At 67.3% G+C, this 18,598-nt stretch carries 19 protein-coding genes; 12 read left to right on the top strand and 7 right to left on the bottom strand.

What is annotated here, in order from left to right:
- Nucleotides 1-50 precede the first annotated feature (50 nt).
- Genes EYS42_RS10675 through EYS42_RS10650 form a run of 6 tightly spaced genes read left to right on the top strand, consistent with a single transcriptional unit; the run spans nucleotide 51 to nucleotide 5,092 of the window.
- Nucleotides 51-686, top strand: coding sequence for a riboflavin synthase (locus tag EYS42_RS10675; RefSeq protein WP_130968150.1), 636 nt, complete (start codon nucleotides 51-53; stop codon nucleotides 684-686).
- Nucleotides 687-732: 46 nt separating this feature from the next.
- The gene (gene ribBA / locus EYS42_RS10670) at nucleotides 733-1,863 is read left to right on the top strand and encodes a bifunctional 3,4-dihydroxy-2-butanone-4-phosphate synthase/GTP cyclohydrolase II (RefSeq protein WP_130968149.1); all 1,131 of its coding nucleotides are present in this window, start codon (nucleotides 733-735) and stop codon (nucleotides 1,861-1,863) included.
- Nucleotides 1,864-1,912: 49 nt separating this feature from the next.
- Nucleotides 1,913-2,377: a 6,7-dimethyl-8-ribityllumazine synthase gene (gene ribH, locus EYS42_RS10665; RefSeq protein WP_130968148.1), complete on the top strand. Its 465-nt coding sequence runs from the start codon at nucleotides 1,913-1,915 to the stop codon at nucleotides 2,375-2,377.
- The gene (gene nusB, locus EYS42_RS10660; RefSeq protein WP_425358891.1) at nucleotides 2,374-2,868 is read left to right on the top strand and encodes a transcription antitermination factor NusB; all 495 of its coding nucleotides are present in this window, start codon (nucleotides 2,374-2,376) and stop codon (nucleotides 2,866-2,868) included. The genes ribH and nusB overlap by 4 nt, the downstream gene beginning before the upstream one ends.
- Before the next feature lie 45 nt (nucleotides 2,869-2,913).
- Entirely contained in the window at nucleotides 2,914-4,626 is a 1,713-nt protein-coding gene (locus EYS42_RS10655) for a serine/threonine-protein kinase (protein WP_130968147.1), read from the top strand.
- Nucleotides 4,616-5,092, top strand: coding sequence for a TssQ family T6SS-associated lipoprotein (locus EYS42_RS10650; protein WP_245503605.1), 477 nt, complete (start codon nucleotides 4,616-4,618; stop codon nucleotides 5,090-5,092). The genes EYS42_RS10655 and EYS42_RS10650 overlap by 11 nt, the downstream gene beginning before the upstream one ends.
- A 24-nt stretch (nucleotides 5,093-5,116) precedes the next feature.
- Here EYS42_RS10650 and EYS42_RS10645 read toward each other — a convergent pair whose 3' ends face one another.
- Nucleotides 5,117-6,655 (bottom strand): Ppx/GppA phosphatase family protein, encoded by a 1,539-nt coding sequence (locus EYS42_RS10645; RefSeq protein ID WP_130968146.1) that lies wholly within the window; start codon nucleotides 6,653-6,655, stop codon nucleotides 5,117-5,119.
- 73 nt (nucleotides 6,656-6,728) lie between these two features.
- Between EYS42_RS10645 and EYS42_RS10640 the strand changes: the two genes are divergently transcribed.
- On the top strand, nucleotides 6,729-7,676 hold the full coding sequence (locus EYS42_RS10640) for a ZIP family metal transporter (RefSeq protein WP_130968145.1): 948 nt from the start codon (nucleotides 6,729-6,731) through the stop codon (nucleotides 7,674-7,676).
- 47 nt (nucleotides 7,677-7,723) lie between these two features.
- Here the strand turns inward: EYS42_RS10640 and EYS42_RS10635 are convergent, their stop codons facing one another.
- Complete coding sequence (locus tag EYS42_RS10635; RefSeq protein ID WP_342635519.1) at nucleotides 7,724-8,647, bottom strand: DMT family transporter; 924 nt, start codon at nucleotides 8,645-8,647, stop codon at nucleotides 7,724-7,726.
- The gene (locus EYS42_RS10630; protein ID WP_130968144.1) at nucleotides 8,644-9,792 is read right to left on the bottom strand and encodes an aromatic ring-hydroxylating oxygenase subunit alpha; all 1,149 of its coding nucleotides are present in this window, start codon (nucleotides 9,790-9,792) and stop codon (nucleotides 8,644-8,646) included. The genes EYS42_RS10635 and EYS42_RS10630 overlap by 4 nt, the downstream gene beginning before the upstream one ends.
- A gap of 310 nt (nucleotides 9,793-10,102) precedes the next feature.
- Here EYS42_RS10630 and xseB point away from each other — a divergent pair, with 310 nt between their 5' ends.
- From xseB to dxs, 3 genes are read left to right on the top strand one after another with little or no spacing between them, the layout of a single operon-like run.
- Nucleotides 10,103-10,378, top strand: coding sequence for an exodeoxyribonuclease VII small subunit (gene xseB, locus EYS42_RS10625; protein WP_130968143.1), 276 nt, complete (start codon nucleotides 10,103-10,105; stop codon nucleotides 10,376-10,378).
- Nucleotides 10,375-11,298: a polyprenyl synthetase family protein gene (locus tag EYS42_RS10620; RefSeq protein WP_130968142.1), complete on the top strand. Its 924-nt coding sequence runs from the start codon at nucleotides 10,375-10,377 to the stop codon at nucleotides 11,296-11,298. Before xseB ends, EYS42_RS10620 begins: the two co-directional genes overlap by 4 nt.
- Nucleotides 11,299-11,340: 42 nt before the next feature.
- Entirely contained in the window at nucleotides 11,341-13,308 is a 1,968-nt protein-coding gene (gene dxs, locus EYS42_RS10615) for a 1-deoxy-D-xylulose-5-phosphate synthase (protein ID WP_130968141.1), read from the top strand.
- Here dxs and EYS42_RS10610 read toward each other — a convergent pair.
- Together EYS42_RS10610 and argH are read right to left on the bottom strand one after the other, a co-directional pair.
- Entirely contained in the window at nucleotides 13,289-13,855 is a 567-nt protein-coding gene (locus EYS42_RS10610; protein ID WP_130968140.1) for a hemerythrin domain-containing protein, read from the bottom strand. The two genes, dxs and EYS42_RS10610, sit on opposite strands and share 20 nt — an antisense overlap.
- Before the next feature lie 177 nt (nucleotides 13,856-14,032).
- Nucleotides 14,033-15,430 carry an argininosuccinate lyase gene (gene argH / locus EYS42_RS10605; protein WP_130968139.1) on the bottom strand — a complete coding sequence of 466 codons (1,398 nt, stop codon included), beginning with the start codon at nucleotides 15,428-15,430 and terminating at the stop codon, nucleotides 14,033-14,035.
- Nucleotides 15,431-15,544: 114 nt separating this feature from the next.
- Here argH and EYS42_RS10600 point away from each other — a divergent pair, with 114 nt between their 5' ends.
- Both EYS42_RS10600 and EYS42_RS10595 read left to right on the top strand, forming a co-directional pair.
- The gene (locus tag EYS42_RS10600) at nucleotides 15,545-16,660 is read left to right on the top strand and encodes a sensor histidine kinase (RefSeq protein WP_245503604.1); all 1,116 of its coding nucleotides are present in this window, start codon (nucleotides 15,545-15,547) and stop codon (nucleotides 16,658-16,660) included.
- Nucleotides 16,657-17,457: a LytR/AlgR family response regulator transcription factor gene (locus tag EYS42_RS10595; protein WP_130968137.1), complete on the top strand. Its 801-nt coding sequence runs from the start codon at nucleotides 16,657-16,659 to the stop codon at nucleotides 17,455-17,457. Before EYS42_RS10600 ends, EYS42_RS10595 begins: the two co-directional genes overlap by 4 nt.
- A gap of 19 nt (nucleotides 17,458-17,476) precedes the next feature.
- Here the strand turns inward: EYS42_RS10595 and EYS42_RS10590 are convergent, their stop codons facing one another.
- Both EYS42_RS10590 and cheY read right to left on the bottom strand, forming a co-directional pair.
- A complete protein-coding gene (locus EYS42_RS10590) occupies nucleotides 17,477-18,121 on the bottom strand; it encodes a protein phosphatase CheZ (protein WP_207301151.1) in 645 nt (214 codons plus the stop codon).
- Between the two features lie 17 nt (nucleotides 18,122-18,138).
- Nucleotides 18,139-18,540, bottom strand: coding sequence for a chemotaxis response regulator CheY (cheY, locus tag EYS42_RS10585; RefSeq protein WP_130968136.1), 402 nt, complete (start codon nucleotides 18,538-18,540; stop codon nucleotides 18,139-18,141).
- Nucleotides 18,541-18,598 lie beyond the last annotated feature (58 nt).

The raw sequence follows: 18,598 nt of genomic DNA, 5'->3' as shown, positions 1-18,598 counted from the left end.
TTTGCCTCAGCCCTGCATTCCAAGCCCCTTTTCACGAAAGCCCTGCTTCCATGTTCACCGGCATCATCACTGGCCTGGGCCAGATCGTCGACTCGCAACCCCTGGGCCCTGACGCCAGCCACGGCCGCCGCCTGATGGTCGAAGCCCCTGCAGGCTACCTCGACGACGTGGGCCTGGGCGACAGCATCGCCCACAACGGTGCCTGCATGACCGTCACCACGCTCGACCTGCCTGCCCGCCGGTTCACCATTGACGTCTCGGCCGAAAGCCTGGTGCGCACCGTGGGCCTCGATGGCCTGGGCCGTGTCAACCTCGAAAAGGCCTTGCGCACGCACGACCGCCTGGGCGGCCACATGGTGACCGGCCATGTGGACGGCGTGGGCGAGGTGGTGCGGTTCGACCCCGTGGGCGAGTCGTGGCTGCTGCAGGTCCGCGCCAGCAAGGCCCTGGCCCGCTTCCTGGCCTACAAGGGCTCGATCACGGTCAATGGCGTGAGCCTGACCGTCAATGCGGTCGATGACGCCACCGACGGCAGCACCGTGTTCAGCATCAACCTGATTCCCCATACGCTGGAAAACACCACGCTGGGCGAGCTGAAGGCCGGCTCGAAGGTGAACCTGGAGGTCGACCTGATCGCCCGCTATGTGGAAAGAATGCTTTCGGCCGAGGGCAAATCAGGGGTTTGACGGACTTGACACCCCAAACGGAGTGGGCCCCGCCTACAATGGCGGGATGCCTATTTCTCCCATTCCCGAACTGATCGCCGAACTGGCCGCGGGCCGCATGGTCATCCTGGTGGATGAAGAAGACCGCGAAAACGAAGGCGACCTGGTCCTGGCCTCTGACCACGTCACCCCCGAAGCCATCAATTTCATGGCCAAGTATGGCCGGGGGCTGATCTGCCTGACCCTGAGCCGCGAGCGTTGCGAACAGCTGCAGCTGCCGCCCATGGTCTCGCGCAACGGCACCAAGCACGGCACGGCCTTCACGGTGTCGATCGAAGCCCGCGAGGGCGTCACCACCGGCATTTCGGCCGCCGACCGCGCCCGCACTGTGCAGGCCGCCGTGGCCCGCCACGCCAAGCCCACCGACCTGGTGCAGCCCGGCCACATCTTCCCGCTGCAGGCGCAAGATGGCGGCGTGCTCATGCGCGCAGGCCACACCGAAGCCGGTTGCGACCTGGCCGGCATGGCCGGTCTCAGCCCCTCGTCCGTGATCTGCGAGATCATGAACGACGACGGCACCATGGCCCGCCTGCCCGACCTGGAAGTGTTCGCCAAGGAGCATGGCCTGAAGATCGGCACCATCGCCGACCTGATCGAATACCGCAGCCGCAACGAATCCATCATCGAAGCCCTGGGCACCCGCACCCTGGTCACGCCCGCTGGCGCCTTCGATGCCAAGGTGTTCAAGGACCGCACCGGCGCCGTGCACCTGGCCCTGAGCCTGGGCATGGCCCCTGGCTCGGTCAAGGCCGACGACGAGATCCTGGTGCGCGTGCACGAGCCCCTGTCGGTGCTCGACTGGCTCGATGCCGACAGCCGCGTGCACTCGTGGCCCCTGCCCAAGGCCCTGCAGCAGATCAAGGACGCCGGCCGTGGCGTGGTGGTGCTGCTGAACGCCGGCGAAGACCAGGAGCGCCTGCTGGAGCAGCTGCTGCCGGCCCCGCAGCCCGACACCGGCACCAAGGCCCAGGTCGACCTGCGCACCTATGGCGTGGGCGCCCAGATCCTCAAGACCCTGGGGGTGCACCGCATGCGCCTGATGGGCAACCAGCGTCGCATGCCTTCCATGGTGGGCTTCGGGCTGGAAGTGACGGGGTTCCTGACCGCCGACGGGCAAAGCCTGCCGCCGGGCCACTGAACTTTCCGTGTTCGTTCTTTGACTTGTTCTTTTTCGGGATACACAGACCATGCAAGGCGCTGACAAAGGCCAATCCAACCGCCTCGACGGGCGAGACCTCCGCATCGGCATCGTGCAGGCGCGTTTCAACGACGAGCTGACCAGCGAGATGGCACGCGTGTGCATCGACCACCTGGTCAGTCTGGGTGTGCAGCGCAAGCACATCCAGCACGTGACCGTGCCGGGTGCGCTGGAAGTGCCCGTGGCCCTGCAGGCCATGGCCGACAGCGAGAAGTTCGACGCCCTGGTGGCGCTGGGTTGCATCATCCGCGGTGAGACCTACCACTTCGAGCTGGTGGCCAACGAAAGTGGCGCCGGTGTCACCCGCGTCAGCCTGGACCACCACATCCCTGTGGCCAACGCCATCCTGACCGTCGAGAACGAAGCGCAGGCCCGTGCCCGCGTGATCGACAAGAGCAAAGATGCGGCCATCGTGGCCGTTGAAATGGCCAATCTGCTGGACGAACTGCTGTGAGCGAACACACCCCCACCAAGCCGCCAGCCGGCAAGCCCGGTGTGCTGCGCGACCGCACCAAGTCGGCCCGTCGCCGTGCCCGCGAGTTCGCCCTGCAGGGCCTGTACGAGTGGCAGCTCAACCCCCGCGACACCAGCGCCATCGAGGCCCATGTGCGCGAGCAGGACGAGTTCCACAAGTGCGACCGCGTGCACTTCGATGCGCTGCTGCACGGCTGTGTGGCCCAGCGTGAATCGCTCGACGCCCAGCTGGTGAAGTTCCTCGACCGCCCGCTGGACGAGCTGTCGCCCATCGAGCACGCCGTGCTGTGGGTGGGCACCTACGAGCTGGCCCATTGCATGGACGTGCCCTACAAGGTCGCGATCAATGAAGCCGTGGAGCTGGCCAAGAGCTTTGGTGGCACCGACGGGCACAAGTACGTCAACGGCGTGCTCGACCACCTGGCGCCGCTGCTGCGCGCCGAAGAGGTCAAGGCGCAGCGACAACGCTGACGCGCCCGGCCACTGCCATGTCCTGAGCCAGGGGAGGGTTCAAGGATGACGCCTGACCGCCAGCAGCCCGCGCCCGAAGAGGCGCTGGAGCCCGGCGCTGCGCTGGATCTGGACGACACCAGCACGGTGGTGTCCACCCGGCCCTTGCCCCTGGACCCTGCGCAGGGCGATGACACCCCCATCGATCAGCTGCCCACCCTGGGCCACGTGGGGCGTTATGCGCTCAAGCGCCTGATCGGCCAGGGTGGTCTGGGCATGGTGCATGTGGCCCATGATCCGCTGCTGTCGCGCCTCATTGCCATCAAGACCCTGCAGGTGGACCTTCCCGAGGCCGAGCGTGAGCAGTTCAACGCCTTGTTCACGAATGAAGCCCGTGCAGCCGGCAGCTTGAGCCACCCCTACATCGTGACCGTGTACGACGCCGGTGCGGGTGGCAACGGTGCCTACATCGCCATGGAGCTGCTGCGCGGCAAGGACCTGCGCCAGCTGCTGGCCATGGGCTGGCGCCCGACGCTCCAGCAGGCCGCCCTCATCGTGCGGCGTGTGGCCGACGCCATTTCGTATGCCCACCACAAGGGCGTGATCCACCGAGACCTCAAGCCAGCCAACATCTTCATGGTGGGGCGCACCCAGCCGCGCGTGCTGGATTTCGGCATTGCCCGCATCCGCCAGGCCGGCCACGAGGGCCCCAACGATGGGTTGAGCCGCTTCGGTGAGGTGGTGGGCGGCTCGCCCTATTACATGGCGCCCGAGCAGATCCGCCGCGAGCCGGTCGATCGCCGTGCCGATGTGTACGCCCTGGGTGTGATCCTTTATGAGCTGCTGACCGGGCGGCGTGCCTTTGGGGGAGGCTCGGTTGACGAGATCCACCAGGCCGTGCTGACGGCGCATGTGCGCCCGCCCCATGAGGTCAACCGCACGGTGCCGCAGGCCCTGTCCGAGATCGCCATGCGGGCGATGGCGCCCGAACTGGTGCGCCGCACCCGGTCGGCCCGCACCCTGGCGCAAGAACTCCGTGACTGGCTCGACAGCCAGCGCGGTCAGGGCGAGCACGATGAGGCCGGGACAGCGTCGGACAAGGTTGGCGGCTCGGGCGCCAGCGCGTCTGCAGGGTCTCGGTCTGAACTCAGGGCGCATGCGAGCCACCTCGCGCGACCTGGGCAGCCCCGCTGGGCACTGGCTCTGGTGGGCGTTGCAGGCCTGGCCAGTGCGGGCCTGCTGCTGACAGGGGCATGGCTGGCCTGGCAGCGCGCGTCAGCGCCGGCTGTCGGGGGGGCGGCACCTCAGGCGAGGCCAGCTTTGAGGGGCGCGGACCGGCCGGCCTTGAGCGGTGCGTCGGTGCCGGCTGCAGAGCCGATCGCCGCGCAGGTGGCCGAGCAAGTGACCGTGAAGGTGGCCGCGCCTTCATCCACCGCGTCCGCAATGCCCGCGGTGGCGGTGTCCGAGGCGCCGGCTTCTGCGGTGCCAGGGCCTGTCGCGCCTTGGGTGGCCGCTTCTGTCGCTGCTCCCGTCGCATCGGCGCCGCCCGCTGTGGCGGTGGCACCGCCGCCAGCCCCTGGGGTGTTGCGTCTGGCCATCAGCCCATGGGGGCAGGTCAGCGTCAATGGCCGGGCTGCAGGGGTGGCGCCACCGTTGACGCAACTGAAGCTGCCGCCGGGACGCCATGTGGTCACGGTCCGCAACGACGGAGCCGAGCCCTACACCGTGACGTTGCAGGTGAAGTCCGGGCAGACCCAGGTGGTGCGCCATGCGTTCTGACGCCGGTGTCGACGGAGGGCAGCGCTCTGCATGGCCTGGGCGCATGGGCTGCATGTCGCGCGTCTGGAAGATGGCCTTCTGGGCCTGTGTGGCAGCGCTGTCGGGTTGCCAGACCCCGCCACCACCGCCGCCCGCGCCACCTGTGGTGGAGGCTCCGCCCGAGCGCATGGCCGCCCCAGGTGAGGCCAGCCTGGCCCGGGGCGTCGAGGCCTATCGCAATGCCGACTACAAAGAAGCCGAAGCGCGCCTGAAGCAGTCACTGCAGCTGGGCCTCAACGTGGGCCCAGACCGTGCCACAGCCCACAAGCATCTGGCGTTCATTTACTGCACCAGCCGCCGCGAAGCCTTGTGTGCATCGGCTTTTCAGCTGGCCCGCCAGGCCGACCCGGGTTTTGTGCTGAGCAAGTCGGAGGCGGGGCATCCGGTGTGGGGCAAGGTGTACCGCAAGGCCCTGGGCCTGCGATGACCGCATGGCCTGTCCTTCGCGCCTTCAGTCCAGCGTGATGCGTAACTGCCGGTCGCCTTTGTCGGCCCAGCGCTCACATTCTTCCTGGAGCAGGTGCATCATGCGCAACTGCCCTTGGGCCCACTGACGACGCAGTTTGAGTTCGGCCGCGCCCTCGTGGCGCCTCAACCGCGCCACGCCGGTGGGCAGGTCCATGCGCGCGTGGTGCAGCAGCGCAGCCAGTCGCAGGCACAGCACCTGGTCCATCACGTTCGGGTTGTCGCGGTGGTGGACCACCTTGATCAGGTCGCCGCGCTGCCCCAGCACCAGATCGGCCAGGTGCCGCAACTGTGACTGCGAGAACCCTGCGGCATCCACATGCCCCAGCAGGTAGGCGCTGTGCCGGTGGTGGTCGTGGTGCGAGACCATCATGCCGATCTCATGCAGGGCGCCGGCCCAGGCCAGCTCTTGCAGGGGCTCGCGCATCGGTGCCGGGGTGCGAGAGCCCGGCACGTCCTGCAGGTTGCGCCACAGGGTGGTGGCTTGTTCGCGCACCCGCTGTGCCTGGGTGCCGTCCACCCGGAAACGTTGCTGCAATTCGCGCACCGACAGTTCGCGCGGGTCGACCTGCTGTCGGTTGCGTGCGGCCTCCAGACGCTCTTCCAGGTCGAAGATCACGCCCTGGCGCAGCGCACCCTTGGCGGGTCGCATCACCTCGATGCCGAAGTGCACCGCCAGCGTGTACAAGATGCTCAGGCCACCGCCCAGCACCGCCTTGCGTTCGGGCTTCAGGCCAGGCAGCGCCAGGGCCTCGATGTGCCCAGCAGCCAGGCATTGTTCGATGCACCAGCGCAGTGCCTCGGGGGTGATGCTGCCGTCGGTGATGCCGTTGGCGGCCAGGATCTGTGAGATGGCGCCCACGGTGCCGGATGACCCCAGGGCTTCGCGCCAATGGTGGCGCGCGAAGGGCTCCAGGGCTTCTTCGAGCTCGGCGCCAGCCTGCACCTGGGCCGCTCGGAAGGCTTCGGCTGTGAAGCGGCCATCGGCAAAGTGACGCATCGACAGGCTCACGCTGCCGATGCCGAACGATTCGGTGGTCAGTGGCACACGGCCCTTGCCCAGGATCATCTCGGTCGAGCGCCCGCCGATGTCCACCACCAGACGCGGCACTTCACTGGGTTGCAGGCGTGACACACCCTGGTAGATCAGGCGGGCTTCTTCCCGGCCCGAGATCACCTCGATCGGAAAGCCCAGCGCCTCGTGGCCGCGTTCGAGGAAGGCATTGCGGTTGCGGGCTTCGCGCAGGGTTTGGGTGGCCACGGCGCGCACCTGGTGGGCGTCGAAGCCTTCCAGGCGCCGCGCGAAGGTGGCCAGGCAGCTCAGTCCACGCTGTGTGGCCTCTTCGGTGAGCATGCCTTGTGCATCCAGGCCCGCGCCCAGGCGCACGGTCTGCTTGATGTAGTCGATGCGCTTGTAGCGACCGTGGCTGATCTCGGCGATCTCAAGCCGGAAGCTGTTGGAGCCCATGTCGATGGAGGCCAGCAGGTCCGGGCGGGCAGGACGTTTGTTTGGAATTTGGGTCATGGAACGGCGGGGCGCATGGCACGCAAGCTGCAAGCATGCCATGGATGCTTGACAGCATTGCTAAGATCGATCCATGACGCTTGCTTACATCCTCCTGGCGACCTTTCTGGGTGGCGTGGTCTCGGTGGTGCTGGCGGCCGCCTTGTCGGCGCCCCTGCTTTCACTCATCGTCAAACACCTGGTCAGCCTGTCCACGGGGGTGTTGCTGGGCACCGCCCTGCTGCATGTGCTGCCCGAGGCCTTCCACAGCCCGATCGCGCCCGAGCACCTGTTCCTGACCCTGCTGGGCGGCCTGATGTTCTTTTTCCTGCTGGAAAAGGCCGAGCTGTATCGGCACGGGCATCACCATGAGCATGACCACCATGACCACCACCATGGCTTCGATGCCGAACAGGCCGGGCGTGGCGGCTTGAGTGTGCTGGTGGGCGACAGCATCCACAACTTCTGCGACGGCATCATCATCGCGGCGGCCTTCATGGCCGATGTGCACCTGGGTGTGGTCACGGCCATGGCCATCATTGCGCACGAGATTCCGCAGGAGGTGGGTGATTACATCGTCCTGATCAACGCTGGCTTCAGCAAGGGCAAGGCCCTGCTGTACAACGCCATCTCCGGCTTTGCGGCGGTGGTGGGCGGTGTGCTGGGCTATGTGCTGATCGGGCCCTGGCAGGAATACCTGCCCTACCTGATGGTGGTGGCGGCCTCCAGCTTCATCTATGTGGCGGTGGCCGACCTGATCCCGCAATTGCAGAAGCGGCTCAACTGGCGCGAGACAGCCGCCCAGATCTTCTGGTTGGGTGCGGGGCTGGGCTTCATTGCCCTGATCGTCGGCGTGGTCGAGCATGACCACGACCATCACAACCACCCCGGTGAAGCCTCGCATGCAGAGCACGCGCCAGCTGTGGGGGCGGCGCTGTCAGCGTCTTCCGTGGCTTCTGAAGCTTCCCCCTCTGCAACACCTTCAGCGCCGACCAAGGCACATGCGCATGATCCCGATGGGCATGCCGGGCACGCGCACTGAGCCCGTGTCCGTTGGCTGGGAGCCTGCTGCGGTGCTGAGCCTGCCGCTCAGTCGCGCAGCCCGGCGTTGAGCCGGTGGGCCGCAAGGCCTGAAGCCACGATGAGTGCCGCGCCCAGCACCGACAGCCACTTCAGCGGTTCGCCGAACACCCACACGCCCAGCCAGTAGGCGTGCACGATGCCGAGGTACTGCAGGCTGGCCATGGCCAGCGCTTCGCCCTGGGCGTAGGCGCGCGTCATGGCCAGCTGGGCCACCGAGGCGAACACGCCGATCCCCAGCAGCCAGCCCCAGCCGGCCAGCGAGGGGGCCTGCCAGGTGCTGCCGCCGCCCAGGTGCATGGCGCCCATGATGGCCAGCCCCGCGAAGGTGCCGAACACCGAGAAATAGAACACCACACGCTGTTCGGGCTCGCCTTCACGCCCCAGTTCGGCCACGGCCAGGTAGGCCCAGGCGGCCAGCATGCCCGAGCCCACGCCGGTGAGGGCCTCCAGCCACTGGTCGCGCTGCAGCGTGGGTCGCAGCACCAGCACCACGCCCACGAAGCCCAGCAGCACGGCGCCCAGCAGCGCGGGGTGGATGCGGCGGTGGGGCAGGGCACGCCACTGGCGCCAGAGCTGGCGCAGCATCAGGAACACGGCCATCCACACCGACGACATGTAGTTCAGCGTGACGGCCGTGGCCAGCGGCAGGTGGCCGATGGCGTAGAACCACAGGCTCAGGGCCGTGACGCCGGCCAGGCCACGCACGGCATGCTTGCCCGGCACACGGGTGCGAAAGCTCACCCCTTGCCAGCGCGCCAGCACGCCCACGATCAGGGCGCCCACCAGCCCCCGGAAAAAAACAACCTCGGCCGTGGTGACCTCTGCCGAGGCTTTTTTCACGCACACGCCCATGAAGGCGAACAGCAGCGTGGCGCCCACCATCAACCAGGCGGCCGACACGTGGCCAGCCGCCTTGCCAGGGGTGTTCACTCGCCCAGGCCAGCGGCCGCGGGGCTGCCCAGCATCTGGCGGCGGTACCACTCGTGGAAGTGCTGCATGCCGTCTTCCATCGGGCTCTGGTAGGGGCCGACCTCGTTGTCGCCGCGCAGCAGCAGGGCCTTGCGGCCGGCGTCCATGCGCTCTGCAATTTCGTCGTCTTCCACGCAGGTTTCCATGTAGGCCGCCTGCTGGGCTTCGACGAACTCGCGCTCGAAGGCGGCGATTTCTTCGGGGTAGTAGAACTCGACCACGTTCAGGGTCTTGTCCGGGCCCTGGGGGTACAGGTTCGAGACCACCAGCACATGCGGGTACCACTCCACCATCAATGTGGGGTAATAGGTCAGCCACACGGCGCCCTGCGAGGGCTTGCGGCCGTCGCGGTAACGCAGCACCACGTCGTGCCAGGCCTTGTAGGTGTCCGAGCCCGGCTTGTCGAAGCTCTTGGCCACGCCCACCGTCTGGATCGAATACTCGGGGGCCATGTCCCAGCGCAGGTCGTCGCAGGTCACGAAGTTGCCCAGGCCCGGGTGGAAGGGGCCTACGTGGTAGTCCTCGAGGTAGACCTCGATGAAGGTCTTCCAGTTGTAGTGGCACTCGTGCAGTTGCACCTTGTCGAGCACATAGCCCGAGAAGTCGAGGTCACCACCCGGGGCGAAGCGGTGTTCCAGTCCAGCCAGGTCGGCGGCGATGTCGCGGCCGTTGTCTTCGAACAGCAGCCCGTTCCAGTTGCGAACCTTGTAGTTGTTCAGGTTCAGGCAGGGGTCGTGGTCGAAATGCGGGGCGCCGATGAGTTCGCCTTGCAGGTTGTAGGTCCAGCGGTGCAGCGGGCACACGATGTTGGCCTGCCGGCTGGTGCCTCGGCCCTTGAGCATCACGGCCTGGCGGTGGCGGCACACGTTGGAGATCAGCTCAATGCCCTTGTGCGAACGCACCAGGGCCCGGCCTTCGCCTTCCTGGGGCAGCGCGTAGTGATCGCCCACCTCGGGCACGCTCAGGGCGTGACCCAGGTAGCGAGGTCCGGACTGAAAGATGCGTTCAAGCTCCGCTTGGTGAAGTGCCGCATCGAAGTAGGCGGACACCGGCAGTTGCGTACGGCTGCGTTGCAGCGAAGAGAGCGCTTGACTCAGGTCGGACATGATCCCCAGGGTCTCCAAAAACCATGTGATGGATCCTTCGGTGTCCGGGGCCCACCGAAAGCGGGCCCTGGAGAACGTGGGTGTGGCGCGCGGGGCACGGCTCACGAACCGACGTTGGAAGGCGTAGGTTTCAACGCCCCTGGGGGCGTGAAGGAAAACCCGCGATTGTACCCGAGGGGCATTTTTTTGCACCCTTCAGGCCCCCGGGCCAAGGGGCCATCCGTCACGCCTCACCCGGGAACACGGGAGCCCATGGCAAGGTGGACGAAATAGAATACGCGTTTGCCCTCAGCCCGAACGGACTGCCCCCATGGCCCGAGCCCCCAAGAACGCCACCCCACCCGACGCCCCGGCCCCCGATGCCGCTTCGGCGGTGGCCTTGCCCGAGCGTTACGAAGACGCCCTGGCCGAGCTCGAAGACCTGGTGGCCCGCATGGAAGCCGGCAGCCTGCCGCTGGACCAGTTGCTGGTGCACTACCAGCGTGGCGCGCAGTTGCTGCAGCTGTGCCGCTCGCGCCTGGACGCCATCGAGCAGCAGGTCAAGGTGCTGGAAGACGGGCAGCTGAAGGTGTGGGACGCCGAATGAACGCCGCGCAGTATCAACAGTGGTCGGGCGAACGCCTGGCCCAGGTCGAAGAATGTCTGGCCCAGTGGGTGCCAGCCGACGCCCCGGCGGGCCTGGGCGATGCCATGCGCTACGGCGTGCTTGATGGCGGCAAGCGCCTGCGGGCCTTGCTGGTGCTGGCCGCGGCTGAAGCCGTTGGCGCCCATCAGACCCCGGCCGGCCGCGATGCCATGTGGCGCGCCGCCGCAGCGGTGGAACTGATCCACGCCTATTCGCTGGTGCACGACGACATGCCCTGCATGGACAACGACGTGCTGCGCCGAGGCAAGCCCACGGTGCACGTGAAGTACGGTGAGGCCCAGGCCATGCTGGCCGGTGACGCCATGCAGGCCTTGGCCTTCGAGGTGCTCACGCCTGACGAAGACCCCGAGGCGATGCCGGCCGCTCTTCAGGCCCGCCTGTCGCGGCTGCTGGCACGCGCCTCAGGGCAATCGGGCATGGCCGGCGGGCAGGCCATCGACCTGGCCAGCGTGGGCAAGGGCCTGGACGAGGCCACCCTGCGCGACATGCACCGCCGCAAGACCGGCGCCCTGTTGCGCGCCAGCGTGCAGATGGGCGCAGCCTGTGCCGCCGTGCCCGAGCAGGCGACCAGCTGGCAGGCGCTCACGGCCTACGGCGAAGCCATGGGGCTGGCCTTTCAGATTGTCGATGACGTGCTGGACGCCACCCAGAGCGCCGAGACCCTGGGCAAGACCGCCGGCAAGGATGCCGACGCCAACAAGCCCACTTACGTCAGCCTGCTGGGCCTGAACCAGGCCCGAGCCGAAGCGGACCGTCTGCTCGATCAAGCCCTGCTGGCCTTGCAGGGCAGCGGCCTGCCCGCCCAATCGTTGAAGGCGCTGCAGGCCCTGGCCCTGCGCATCGTGCAGCGCGAGCACTGAAGCGCGTTGCCACAGAACACAAAGTCTTCCAAGAGGTCCCCCATGAGCCACCCCCTCCTGTCCCGCATCGACTCGCCGGCCGACCTGAAGCGGCTGTCGCGCGCCGAGCTCAAGCAGCTGGCCGTGGAGCTGCGCGACTACCTGCTGCAGAACGTGGCGCGCACCGGCGGGCACCTGTCGTCGAACCTGGGCACGGTCGAGCTGACCATTGCCTTGCACCATGTGTTCGACACCCCCACCGACCGCCTGGTGTGGGACGTGGGCCACCAGACCTACCCGCACAAGATCCTGACCGGGCGCCGTGACCGCATGCCCACGCTGCGCCAGTACGGTGGCATGAGCGGCTTTCCCCGCCGCGACGAAAGCGAATACGACACCTTCGGCACGGCGCATTCGTCCACTTCGATCTCGGCGGCGCTGGGCATGGCCATTGGCGCGCAACTGCGCGGCGAAGCCCGCAAGGCTGTGGCCATCATCGGAGATGGCGCCATGACCGCCGGCATGGCCTTCGAGGCCTTGAACAACGGCGGTGTGCCGCACCACGGCAAGATGGCCGACCTGCTGGTCGTGCTCAACGACAACGACATGTCGATCTCGCCGCCGGTGGGTGCACTGAACCGCTACCTGGCCCGCCTGATGTCTGGCCGCTTTTACGCCCAGGCCCGCGAAAGCGCCAAGCAGGTGCTCAGCAACGTGCCCCCCCTGTTCGAGCTGGCCAAGAAGCTGGAAGAACACGCCAAGGGCCTGGTGGTGCCGGCCACCATCTTCGAAGAATTCGGCTTCAACTACGTGGGCCCGATCGACGGCCATGACCTCGACAGCCTGATCCCCACGCTGGAAAACCTCCGCGACCGGGGTGGCCCGCAGTTCCTGCACGTGGTCACCAAGAAGGGCTATGGCTACAAGCTGGCCGAAGCCGATCCGATTGCCTACCACGGCCCCGGCAAGTTCGACCCGGCCGTGGGCTTGAAGAAGCCCGCCGCTTCTGATGCGCCGCCCAAGCCCACCTTCACGCAGGTGTTTGGCCAGTGGCTGTGTGACATGGCGGCGCACGACACCCGCCTGGTGGCCATCACGCCGGCCATGCGCGAGGGCTCGGGCATGGTCGAGTTCCACCAGAAGTTCCCGGGGCGCTACTTCGATGTCGGCATTGCCGAGCAGCACGCCGTGACCTTTGCCGGCGGCCTGGCCTGCGAAGGCCTCAAGCCGGTCGTGGCCATCTACAGCACCTTCTTGCAGCGCGGCTACGACCAGCTCATCCACGACATCGCCCTGCAGAACCTGCCGGTGGTGTTCGCACTCGACCGCGCGGGCGTGGTGGGCGCAGACGGCGCCACGCACATGGGCGCGTATGACATCGCCTACGTGCGCTGCATCCCCAACATGAGCCTGATCGCGCCGGCCGACGAGAACGAAACCCGCCAGGCCCTGAGCGCCGCCTACGCCCAGAACCACCCGGTGGCCGTGCGTTACCCGCGCGGCTCGGGCGCTGGTGTGGCCGTGCAGCCCACGCTCGACGCGCTGCCCTGGGGCAAAGGCGAAGTGCGCCGTCAGGCCTCAGCCGTGGCCGGCCAGCCGCGCATTGCCATTCTGGCATTCGGCACCTTGCTGTACCCAGCCCTGCAGGCCGCCGAGGCCCTGAATGCCACTGTGGCCAACATGCGCTTCATCAAGCCCCTGGACACTGCGCTCGTGGCCGAACTGGCCCGCACGCACGACGTGATCGTGACCGTGGAAGAAGGCTGTGTGATGGGCGGTGCGGGCTCGGCCGTGCTGGAAGCCCTGGGCCAGTTGGGCCTGCCGCGCCAGACCCTGACGCTGGGCCTGCGCGACGAGTTCCTCGAACACGGCGACCCGGCCAAGCTGCTGTCGCTGCAGGGCCTGGATGCCGCCGGCATCGAGCGTCAGATCCGGGAACGGTTCCTGGGCGCGGCGAGCGACACCCAGGCACAGGCCGCCGTTCCTGCGGCCTCGAACGTCACGCCGCTGGTCACGCCACTGCGGGGCTGATGTCGGCTTGTGGCGCGGTGGCAGCCTCGGTGCTGTTTTCGATGCTGGCCTCGCTGCTGCAGGCGCCACCGCAGCCACTGATGGCCTGAGCGGGCAGTTGCTCGGGGCGGGCCAGCTGGCCCGTTTCAGGGTCGTAGCCCATGCTCTTCATGTGCAGGGCCAGCGAGGCGTCCATGGTCTGCGCATGGTGGGGGAACCACAGCGCCAGTTCGCTGGCCATCTGACGGATCACGGCCAGCTGGCCGGCTTCACCGGCCTTCAGCCCTTCACGCAGCACCTGCAGCACCACCTTGTGCTGCGTGGCGTGGCAGTTTTCAGGCGCGAAGCCTGTGGCGGCCATCCAGGCGTCTTCCTGTCCAAAGTGTTCGACGGTGTGGGCCACCAGAGCGGCCCAGCGCGCCACCAGCGCCGTGTCGTCGCTGCTGTTCACCGCGGCCAGCAGGTCCACGAACTCCACGTGGGTGTGGTCCATCACGGGCATTTGCAGGCTCAGGGCATCGGACCAGGTCAGTGTGTGGGCGGGTGGAGGCGTCAGTGGACCAGACATGGGCAATTCCTTGGGGCTTTCCGGGGTGTCGAGCAGGCGTTCAACGGCCCGCCAGCGTAGCCCCCGGCCCCAGAGCGCGCCTTGTGCTGCCTCAAGGTGTGCGCATGCGCGCCATGAAAAAGGCCCACCGCCCTGAGCAGGGCAGCGGGCCTGGTGGGCTCTGTGGTGCCTCGCAGGTCAGGCCAGTCGTGCGCGATGCCGGGCCACCTGGGCGCGCACCTGGTTTGGCGCCGTACCGCCCAGCGTGTTGCGGGCGTTCAGCGAGCCGCGCAGGCTCAGCACCTCGAACACGTCCTGCTCGATGGCCGGGTTGTAGGCCTGCAGCTGGGTCAGCGACAGCTCGGACAGGTCCACCCCCAGGGCGATGGCGTCCTTCACGGCATGGGCCACCACTTCGTGGGCGTCACGGAAGGGCAGGCCCTTCTTGACCAGGTAGTCGGCCAGGTCGGTGGCGGTGGCATAGCCCTTCTTGGCGGCACGCTCCATCGCTTCGGGCTTGACGGTGATGCCGGCGGCCATTTCCGCGAAGATGCGCAGCGTGTCCTTCAGCGTGTCGACCGTGTCGAACAGGGGTTCCTTGTCTTCCTGGTTGTCCTTGTTGTAGGCCAGGGGCTGGCCCTTCATCAGGGTGATCAGGCCCATCAGGTGGCCCACCACGCGGCCGGTCTTGCCGCGGGCCAGTTCGGGCACGTCGGGGTTCTTCTTCTGCGGCATGATCGACGAGCCGGTGCAGAAGCGGTCGGCCAGGTCGATGAAGGCGAAGCTCTGGCTCATCCACAGGATGAGTTCTTCGCTCAGGCGGGAGATGTGCACCATCAGCAGCGAGGCCGCGGCGGTGAACTCGATGGCGAAGTCGCGGTCAGACACGCCGTCCAGGCTGTTCTGGCACACGGCCTCGAAGCCCAGGGTGCGGGCCACGCGCTCGCGGTCCAGCGGGTAGCTGGTGCCGGCCAGCGCCGCCGAGCCCAGGGGCAGGCGGTTCAGGCGCTTGCGCAGGTCGACCATGCGCTCGGCGTCGCGGGCGAACATTTCCACATAGGCCAGCAGGTGGTGGCCAAAGGCCACGGGCTGGGCCACCTGCAGGTGGGTGAAGCCCGGCAGGATGGTGTCGGCGTTCTGCTCGGCCACGTCCACCAGGGCCTTTTGCAGCTCGCCCAGCAGCACGCCGATTTCATCGACCTCGCCGCGCAGCCACAGGCGCACGTCGGTGGCCACCTGGTCGTTGCGCGAACGGCCGGTGTGCAGGCGCTTGCCGGCATCGCCCACCAGCTGGGTCAGGCGCGCTTCGATGTTCAGGTGCACGTCTTCGAGATCGAGCTTCCATTCGAAGGCGCCCGATTCGATCTCGGCCGTGATCTGTGCCATGCCCTTCTGGATGGCCGCCCAGTCGTCGGCCGAAATCAGGCCCTGGGCCTGCAGCATCTCGGCGTGGGCCAGCGAGCCCTGGATGTCGGCCTTCCACAGGCGCTTGTCGAAGAACACACTGGCCGTGTAGCGCTTGACCAGCTCGCTCATGGGCTCGGAAAACAGGGCCGACCAGGCCTGAGACTTCTTGTCGAGTTGGTTGCTGCTCATGGGGGAGATCCGGTGGGCGCGCGATTCGCGCAGAATGTGCAAACCATGGATTTTAATGAGAGAGACCCACTTGGCAGCCAGCCCGGTGATCTCGACCCCCTGAGAGCGCCCACCATGTGGGCCGCCACGGGCTTCGGGAACACCGCGCCACAGGCGCCTGACCCCACGCCACACGTGTTTGACGTGTGCCACGTGGGTGTGGTGCTGCGCGTGGTGCTGGGGGTGCAGGCGCTGGTGTTGCTGCTCTCGTTGCACGGGGTGTACAGCGGGTCTCAGTGGTTGTTGCGGCTGGGGCTGCTCACGGCCGAGGCCCTGCCTGCAGCCTTGTGCTGGCTGGTGCTGGCCTGCCCGCTGAGCCGGGTGCTGCAGCGGCTGTCCCCATCGGCCCAGGCCGTGGCCGCTGCTGTGCTGGGCATGGTGTCGGCGTCTTTCAGCCATGCCCAGGTGGCCTGGGCCATGGCGCCACATGAGGCCAGCCTGGCCCTGTCTCAGCCTTGGGCCTGGGCGGGCCCTTTGGTGTCCGGGGCGGCGTTTGGCTTGCTGGTGTGGGGCTGGCTTCGCTCACGCCAGGGGCGTGTGCTGCCCGCCCACACACAGGCCCGCTTGGTCGAGTTGCAGGCCCGCATCCGACCGCACTTCCTGTTCAACACGCTCAACACGGCCATCGCCCTGGTGCAGGTCGACCCTGACCGTGCCGAGGCGGTGCTCGAAGACCTGGCCGAGTTGTTCCGCCGGGCGCTGGCCTCGCCGGCCACCCGCAGCACCCTGGCCGATGAGGTGGAGCTGGCGCAGCGTTACCTGGCGATCGAGCAGTTGCGCTTCGGTGAGCGCTTGAGCGTGAACTGGCAGGTGGACCCGGCCACCGAGGCTGCCCTGGTGCCCACGCTGCTGCTGCAACCGCTGGTGGAGAACGCCGTGCGCCATGGGGTGGAGGCCGATCCGCAGGGCGGCTGGATCCGTGTTCAGACCCAGCGGAAGGGCGAGCGGGTGGTGGTCACCGTCACCAACGGTCTGCCGGCCGATGCGGCCGCGCAGGGCAGTGCCCGCAAGGGCCATGGCATCGCCTTGCGCAACGTGCGCCAGCGCCTGCTGCTGATGCACGATGTGGAGGCCGAATTCGAAGCCGGGCCCTTGCCGATGGCCCCGGGCAGCACGCAACAGTGCTACCGGGTGCGCTTTGCCTGGCCTGACACGCCTCAGGGGCATGTGCCCCCCGGGGAGGCACCATGAGCCCGGCTGCACCCCTTCGTGCCTTGCTGGTGGACGACGAGCCTCTGGCCCGTCAGCGCCTGGCCGCCTTGCTGGCCCGGCTCGATGCCCCGGTGTCGGTGGTGGGCTCGGTGGGTGATGCCGGTGCGGCCCTGGCGTGGCTGGACGCCCATCCTGGCCAGGCCGATGTGTGCTTCCTCGACATCCAGATGCCGGGCCCGGACGGGCTGCGTCTGGCCGCCAGGCTGGTCGAACGTGCTGAGCAGGCACCGATGCCTGAGGTGGTCTTCGTGACGGCCCATGCCGAGCACGCCCTCAAGGCATTTGATCTGGCCGCACGTGATTACCTGACCAAGCCGGTGCGTCTGGAGCGCCTGGCCCAGGCGGTGGCGCGGTGCCGCCGGGCCGCCAGGGTGCCTGGGCATTCGGTTTCGGCAGGGGGCGTGGGCGTGTCGCACACCGGCAGTGACGCCGGGCCGCCCCTGATCGTGCGCGAGCGTGACCGTGTCATCCGCATCCCGGTGGCCGACATCCTGTACCTCAAGGCCGAACTCAAGTACGTCACCGTGCGCACGCATGACCATGCCTACGTGATCGACGAATCCCTGAGCGAGCTGGAAGCGCGGCTGGGTGACACGCTGCTGCGTGTGCACCGCAATGCCTTGGTGGCCCGCCATGCCGTGCAGCGGCTGGAGCGTCGTGACGATCCCGAAGGTGGTGAGGGTTGGGCCGTGCTGGTGCGAGGCACCGACGACTGGCTGTCGGTGTCACGAAGACAAGCGCCTCTCGTGCGAGAGGCGCTGTTGTCGGGGGGCTGAACGGGGCAGGGCTTGGGTGTCAGAACCCGAGAGAAGCCAGCAGGTCGTCGACCTCACTCTGGTTGGCCACCACGTCGGTGCGGCCTTCCGGATTCACCACGGGGCCATTGAGCTCTTCGTGGTTGTGGGTCAGCATGGCCTCCACCTTCTGGGCCTGGTCGGGCGGCGCTGCTTGCACCAGCAGCTTGACCAGCTGGCCTTCGAGGTCATTGGCCAGCCGCACCACCTTGGCCACCACCTGGCCGGTCAGGTCATGAAAGTCTTGCGCCATCATGATGTCGGTCAGGTGGCTGTCCACCTGGTGCGTGGTCTTTTCCACGTCCTGCACGAAGTTGAACACGGCGCCCGAGGCCACAGCCTTCACCGGGTCGGCGGTGATCATGGCGGCCAGCTTGCGTGTTTCGTCGGCGATGTGTTCCTGGTCGGCCTTGGCCTTGTCCACCAGGGTCAGCACCTTCTCGGCGGCGGCACCCGTCTTCTCGGCGATGTAGGTCAGCCGGCTGCGTGCATCGGGCAGGTCATCGACCGTGTTCTTCAGGCCGGGCAGCACGCCCAGCATGTTGAGCGTGTCGTGCAGCTGCCGGGTCAGCGACCCGAGCTGCTGGAAGATCTCGGGCGATGCTGCGGGCATCTGCATGTTGTCCGGCAATTTGTCGGTCGTCATGGGGCCTCCCAGGTGCGTCAGGCCGTGGCCGTCAGCTTCTGCATGATTTTTTGTACCTTTTCTTCCAAGGTGGCCTTGGTGAAAGGTTTGACGATGTACCCGGCGGCTCCGGTCTGGGCCGCCAGCACGATGTCTTCCTTGCGGGCTTCAGCGGTCACCATCAGCACCGGCAGGTGCTTCAGGGCGTCATCGGCCTTGATGGCCTTGAGCAGCTCGAAGCCGTTCATGTTGGGCATGTTGATGTCGCTGACCACGAAGTCGTACTTCGAGTTTTTCAGCATGTTCAGGGCCACGGCGCCGTCTTCGGCTTCTTCGGCGTTGCTGTAGCCGATCTCCTTGAGAAGCCCTTTCACGATCCGGCGCATCGTGGAAAAGTCGTCCACGACCAGAAATTTCATGTCGGCGTTCGGTGTGCTCATGGCGTTTCCTTGGATCCTGGAGGGCACAAGCGCAGCCCTCGGTCAACTACAGGGAAGT

Source organism: Aquabacterium lacunae, from assembly GCF_004310865.1.
Classification (GTDB): domain Bacteria; phylum Pseudomonadota; class Gammaproteobacteria; order Burkholderiales; family Burkholderiaceae_C; genus Aquabacterium; species Aquabacterium lacunae.
This window is presented reverse-complemented; position numbering and strand designations above follow the sequence as displayed.

Bases quoted from the DNA above. Each gene is read 5' to 3' on its own strand.
- EYS42_RS10675 (WP_130968150.1), top strand. From the start codon at position 51: ATGTTCACCGGCATCATCACTGGCCTGGGCCAGATCGTCGACTCGCAA.
- ribBA (WP_130968149.1), top strand. From the start codon at position 733: ATGCCTATTTCTCCCATTCCCGAACTGATCGCCGAACTGGCCGCGGGC.
- ribH (WP_130968148.1), top strand. From the start codon at position 1,913: ATGCAAGGCGCTGACAAAGGCCAATCCAACCGCCTCGACGGGCGAGAC.
- EYS42_RS10655 (WP_130968147.1), top strand. From the start codon at position 2,914: ATGACGCCTGACCGCCAGCAGCCCGCGCCCGAAGAGGCGCTGGAGCCC.
- EYS42_RS10650 (WP_245503605.1), top strand. From the start codon at position 4,616: ATGCGTTCTGACGCCGGTGTCGACGGAGGGCAGCGCTCTGCATGGCCT.
- EYS42_RS10645 (WP_130968146.1), bottom strand. From the start codon at position 6,655: ATGACCCAAATTCCAAACAAACGTCCTGCCCGCCCGGACCTGCTGGCC.
- EYS42_RS10640 (WP_130968145.1), top strand. From the start codon at position 6,729: ATGACGCTTGCTTACATCCTCCTGGCGACCTTTCTGGGTGGCGTGGTC.
- EYS42_RS10630 (WP_130968144.1), bottom strand. From the start codon at position 9,792: ATGTCCGACCTGAGTCAAGCGCTCTCTTCGCTGCAACGCAGCCGTACG.
- xseB (WP_130968143.1), top strand. From the start codon at position 10,103: ATGGCCCGAGCCCCCAAGAACGCCACCCCACCCGACGCCCCGGCCCCC.
- EYS42_RS10620 (WP_130968142.1), top strand. From the start codon at position 10,375: ATGAACGCCGCGCAGTATCAACAGTGGTCGGGCGAACGCCTGGCCCAG.
- dxs (WP_130968141.1), top strand. From the start codon at position 11,341: ATGAGCCACCCCCTCCTGTCCCGCATCGACTCGCCGGCCGACCTGAAG.
- EYS42_RS10610 (WP_130968140.1), bottom strand. From the start codon at position 13,855: ATGTCTGGTCCACTGACGCCTCCACCCGCCCACACACTGACCTGGTCC.
- argH (WP_130968139.1), bottom strand. From the start codon at position 15,430: ATGAGCAGCAACCAACTCGACAAGAAGTCTCAGGCCTGGTCGGCCCTG.
- EYS42_RS10600 (WP_245503604.1), top strand. From the start codon at position 15,545: ATGTGGGCCGCCACGGGCTTCGGGAACACCGCGCCACAGGCGCCTGAC.
- EYS42_RS10595 (WP_130968137.1), top strand. From the start codon at position 16,657: ATGAGCCCGGCTGCACCCCTTCGTGCCTTGCTGGTGGACGACGAGCCT.
- EYS42_RS10590 (WP_207301151.1), bottom strand. From the start codon at position 18,121: ATGACGACCGACAAATTGCCGGACAACATGCAGATGCCCGCAGCATCG.
- cheY (WP_130968136.1), bottom strand. From the start codon at position 18,540: ATGAGCACACCGAACGCCGACATGAAATTTCTGGTCGTGGACGACTTT.